Here is a 1371-nt window from a genome sequence, read left to right as displayed (position 1 = left end):
CGCACCGGGGGCGGCGCCGGAGGGGCGGTGGTGCGGCCGGTGGCGGCGTTACGGGTGAGGAACAGGTTGCCCATGGAGTTCCGGTCCCGCTTCTGCGGGGCCGGAAGCCCAGCCGCACGGCACACCGCGGAGAGGTGCCGGTAGGCGTCGTTCAGATCCAGCTCCTCGGGCCCCCCGGGGATGCCGTCGGTGAGGAGCCGGAGCAGAGCGCCGGTGAAGGCCGTGTGCCGTTCACCCACCGGCGCCTTGGCATGGTGGGTCTCGTCGGCGGCGGCCAGGAGGTAGCTGCCCTCGATGTCGGCCTGCGCCGCCAGTGACACGTCCGCCGTGCCCATGAGACCCAGCGCCCGCCCGCTGAAGCAGCAGTCCAGCACGACCACCCGCCGCCGGGCCGGGGCCTCCAGAAGGACGTCGCGCAGCAGTTGGTACGGAACACCCGTGTAGGGAGCCTTCGTCGAGCCCGGGAGACCGAGGAACAGGTCGCCGCGGGCGTCCACCAGCCCATGGCCCGCGAAGTAGACCAGCAAAGTGTCCTCGGCGCCGGCGGCCTCCTCCTCGACGGGCCCCAGCATCTCGACGGGGGTCGCGGGCTCCGTCACCGTGCGGCAGTTCGCCGGCGGCAGCCGCCATCCGAGCGGTCCGGTCAGCGCGCGGGCCAGATCCGGCACGTTCTGCGCGACGGCCGGCAGGTCGTGCAGGTGCCGGTAGCGGCTGACGCCTATCAGGACGGCGCGGGAGCGCTCCGGAACCGGTGCGGGGCCGTTCAGCACTCCTGCGGCCCTTCCGGGGAAAGGGAGGCCTCACCGTCCGCGGTCTCCAGCAGGGCGACGACACGCCTGATCTCGTCGTCCGTGCCGTCGGTGAGGGTGACCTCGACCTCCCCACGCCGCAAGGTGACGCGGGGAGGCCTGGGGCGTGTCTGTCGCCAGGTCAGTACCGAGACCACGAAGGCGGCGGCGCTCCAGGCGTTGCCGGTCACGAGCTGCAGCGCGTCGAGGGCGGTACCCATCTCGTCCGGGCGGCCCCGGCCCTCCACGCGCGTCACCCGGGGACCAGCGGCCTGCCGGTCCTGGCGCAGCCACTGGTGCAGCAGTCGTAACTCGGCCTCGGGCACACTGCTTTCCACCTCGATGCGGACGTGCGTCACCCGTTCCACCTCCCCCGTGTGGACAACCGTTCCGGTGTATTCGCCACCGACACTTGAGAATGTACCGCCACAGGTGCAACAGGTGTACGAATCAAGGGAGTTGTCTGTGTCGTCGGAGCGGATCGGGCCGGGACGTGACCCGTGCGGGCGGGGGGAACGGTTCGGGGCGCGCCGAAGTGTCCCGGCCCTACGGTGGGGGGATGAGGCCCACCACGCGCACACCT

Annotated in this window: 2 protein-coding genes; both read right to left on the bottom strand. The window is 72.0% G+C overall.

From position 1 onward, the window contains the following. Positions 1–770, bottom strand: a 770-nt coding sequence (locus HW445_RS31095) for a caspase domain-containing protein (RefSeq protein WP_180224121.1), incomplete at its 3' end; no start/stop codon positions are given. Next, positions 764–1147, bottom strand: a complete 384-nt coding sequence (locus HW445_RS34315) for a hypothetical protein (protein WP_308800233.1) — start codon at positions 1145–1147, stop codon at positions 764–766. The genes HW445_RS31095 and HW445_RS34315, both read right to left, overlap by 7 nt. Positions 1148–1371: the final 224 nt, after the last annotated feature.

Source organism: Streptomyces sp. UH6 (genome assembly GCF_013421635.1).
Lineage (GTDB): Bacteria > Actinomycetota > Actinomycetes > Streptomycetales > Streptomycetaceae > Streptomyces > Streptomyces abyssomicinicus.
This window is presented reverse-complemented; position numbering and strand designations above follow the sequence as displayed.